The organism is Paenibacillus sp. P4_E11, assembly GCF_056401635.1.
Genome location: NZ_JBFUIX010000294.1, coordinates 1 through 2979, shown reverse-complemented (window position 1 = coordinate 2979; position 2979 = coordinate 1). Strand labels below are relative to the sequence as shown.

At 46.7% G+C, this 2979-nt stretch carries 3 protein-coding genes; 1 reads left to right on the top strand and 2 read right to left on the bottom strand.

Annotation, left to right across the window (positions count from 1 at the left end):
* On the bottom strand, positions 1 to 563 hold a 563-nt coding region (locus AC1DWB_RS33045), incomplete at its 3' end, for a glycosyl hydrolase family 28-related protein (RefSeq protein WP_477545330.1).
* 290 nt (positions 564 to 853) lie between these two features.
* A complete protein-coding gene (locus tag AC1DWB_RS33040; protein WP_477545329.1) occupies positions 854 to 1021 on the bottom strand; it encodes a hypothetical protein in 168 nt (55 codons plus the stop codon).
* 548 nt (positions 1022 to 1569) lie between these two features.
* Between AC1DWB_RS33040 and AC1DWB_RS33035 the strand changes: the two genes are divergently transcribed.
* On the top strand, positions 1570 to 2979 hold a 1410-nt coding region (locus AC1DWB_RS33035; RefSeq protein ID WP_477545331.1), incomplete at its 3' end, for a spore germination protein.

Here is a 2979-nt window from a genome sequence, read left to right as displayed (position 1 = left end):
CCTGCAGCACCGAAATGAACCGGATTATAAACGTCAGAATTCTCGGGAATCGTGCTCCCTTCTCCTCCGAAAATCGCATAAAGCCCTGCATCTATCGGACCTTGAATGGTGATCGTTACGCCCGCATCTGGAACCAGCAGCGCTCCTTTATCCAGAATCAGCCTTATATGATCCGGGAAAACAAGATTCAGGCCAAATCGATATTCCCCTGCAGGAAAATATAGCGTACTCCCCGTTCCAGATATACGTTCGGTTATAAGCTCTGATAATGCGGTAGCATTGTCCGTCGTGCCGTCTCCCTTCACCTGATAATCCTGCACATCATACCACTGGACGCGAATCGAGTTCGTCTTCGGTCCAGGATCGCTGCCTCCGTACATAGCTTCATATAGCGACTCAGGGACGGAGCCCGGACCACCCATTGCATTCGCTGAGATCCCTCTTAACATCCCGAACGAGACCATGGCAGCCCCTGCACCGCCAATCGCAGCGATCAGCTTTCGCCGACTGATTCTCGTTCCCCTCTGTTCATCCATGTTATCCTGTGCATCCCGGTTGTCCATGTCATTCCACCTTATTAATAAAAATGATTTGTAAAACATCGACCTATCGCGTATATAAATCAATACGTTGAACCACTCGTTCCAAAAAGGCGACTGCGCTAAAAACAACTAATGCCGAACATTCCCGGGATCATATCATGGGGTAAACCGAAAGCGACATACTGGTAACCTGCAGCTAAAATACGTTGCAAGGCCCTTTCAAAATTTATATCGCGAATAAGGCCAAGTTATACATGTCAATGGAATCATTCTTATCTTTTCCTCCAGGTCTGCCTACGGCGGTTTAGCCGTTACGCCGTAGCTGCTTCGTACATAGACCAGATCGCTTCAAGCGAAAGCAATACATTTTGCCCATCCGTTTCCGGTCGCTTTTCACTTTGCAGCAAGATGCTTCGGCCTTCAGCCGTTATCGCTTCATAGAGTTCGATCTGGCGTCGGGTGATCTCGCCGAATTGCAAATCGCGCTCATGCCGTTCACACCCGAACAAAATGACTTGACATGATTCACCAGTTACAGCCCTGCAGGAGCCGCGMTCGGCGCCGTACCGTCTGTAACATAGTATACTTCCATTTCATCAATGGTCGGTTCGCTGACACTCGTGCTTTCATATGCGGTCCTGCGCTTGCACTACTCCTGGCTCCACCCATAATTGAACCTCAGAGACGTTGGTCACCACCAGCCAATACGGGCAGCATCGTAAGGAGCAACACGCCTTTACGTGCTCCACGTGTCCACTTTTGCTTGTCTTGTTTGTTTTTGTTTCAATCCCATTCCTCCTGACTTGAACCGACACAGGTACATCTTAGCAGACATATGGACCTGCTTTGAAACGATTCGTTATTAATCTGAACAAACTCTGAACTAAGTTGTTATCGCTTGATATTTCGATGAAATATTTAATACTCGCGGTTATGTGCAGATCAGAAAGGTAATACTTGTATGTGTAATTAATTAGCATCTTGAGTCCATGTTGAAAGAGGAATGATGATGCGCTTCCCTCGTAAAATGATTATGAAATCTACCAAAACGAATCGATTTGAAGAACACATTCAACAACAAAGTCAACAACTAGTGAACCCTGCATCGAAATCTTTATACACAACCCTAAAGGACAACATCCATGAGATCAAAATGACATTCGGAAGCAGCTCAGATCTCATGATCAAGGAACTTCGCATCGGCCCTGAAGGCCGTATCCATATTGCTGTAATATACATCGATGGGTTGGTTGATGAGACAACGATCACAGATCTGATTAAGGATTCTATATCATTCAATATCCAAATGTCGGTGGATGAGAGTAATTCCGATAACCCGCTGCTCTTACAATCCCTGAAAGATTTTGTTTTATCGATAAGAACGGTCAATGATGTTACTGATTTTGAAAGCCTATATCGTTCATTAGCATTAGGGTTTTCCGTTATTTTGCTGGAAGGGCATGCACAAGGGATCGCAGCAAACGCGCAAGGGGTGAAGGACCGCACTGTCTCGGAGCCTTCAATCGAGTCGGTCATCCGCGGTCCGCGGGAAGCGTTCACAGAGACGCTCCGTACCAACACAGCCTTGGTTCGACGTAAAATAAGAAGCCCCAATCTATGGATGGAGACGAAACAAATCGGACGGGAAACCCAAACCCAGGTTGCGGTTATGTACATAAAAGGGATTGCGGAAGACGCAATCGTACAGGAAGTCCATAGGCGCCTTGATCGAATTGACATTGACGGGATCCTGGAAAGCGGATATGTAGAGGAATTGATTCAGGATGAGACTTATACCCCCTTCCCGACCGTCTTCAATTCTGAACGACCGGATGTTATTGCAGCTGAGTTGTTAGAGGGAAAGGTAGCTATTTTTGTGGATGGGACCCCGTTTGTACTGGTTGTTCCTGCTCTGTTCGTGTCCTTTCTGCATGCGCCTGAGGATTATTACCACCGAGCCGATATCAGCAGTCTGATTCGGATTCTTCGCTACATCGGGATGATTATTGCTTTTATTGCTCCATCTCTATACATTGCTTTGACTACATTTCACCAACAAATGCTGCCTACTAATCTGCTGATCAGCTTGGTTGCTCAACGGGAAGGTGTTCCATTTCCGGCCTTCTTCGAAGCGCTCCTAATGGAAATAGCTTTCGAAATATTGCGTGAAGCTGGTATCCGTATGCCCAGAACAATTGGACCCGCGGTATCCGTAGTCGGCACCTTAGTTATTGGGCAGGCAGCAGTTGAGGCAGGAATTGTATCCCCCGCAATGGTTATTGTGGTTGCCATTACGGCTATCAGCAGTTTTTCGTTTCCAGCTTACAGCATAGCGAATTCATTCCGTATGCTTCGTTTCCCTCTAATGGGACTTGCTGCCTCCTTCGGGTTATACGGAATTATTGTCGGAGTCATCGCTTTACTCCTGCATTTATGC